This window comes from Streptomyces sp. NRRL F-2664, from assembly GCF_000719345.1.
Classification (GTDB): Bacteria; Actinomycetota; Actinomycetes; order Streptomycetales; family Streptomycetaceae; genus Streptomyces.
In genome coordinates this window covers 1-259 of sequence record NZ_JOFX01000551.1, presented here as the reverse complement: position 1 = coordinate 259, position 259 = coordinate 1, and the positions used below count along the sequence as shown (strand labels likewise).

The 259-nt window shown below is 63.3% G+C and carries 1 protein-coding gene; it reads right to left on the bottom strand.

Annotated features, from left to right (window positions below; genetic code table 11):
• Positions 1-259, bottom strand: a 259-nt coding sequence (locus IF89_RS0136930; RefSeq protein ID WP_030778316.1) for an FG-GAP repeat domain-containing protein, incomplete at both ends; no start/stop codon positions are given.

Sequence of the window (259 nt, the reverse complement as noted above, 5' to 3'; positions counted from 1 at the left end):
CTGCGTGAAGTTCCACCCGCCGGTGACCTGCACGGCGGCGTTGAAAGTGCCGTTCCCACGACCGAGCCACATCTTGAGGTTGGCGTCGGCGTCCTTGGCAATGATGTCGGCCCTGCCGTCGCTGTTGAAGTCACCGGCCACGGTCTGCGTGAAGTTCCAGCCACCCGTCACATTGACCGGCGAGTTGAAGTAACCGCCCGGATTGTGGGTCCACATCTTCAGGGTCGCGGAGGCGTCACGGGCGATGATGTCGGCCTCA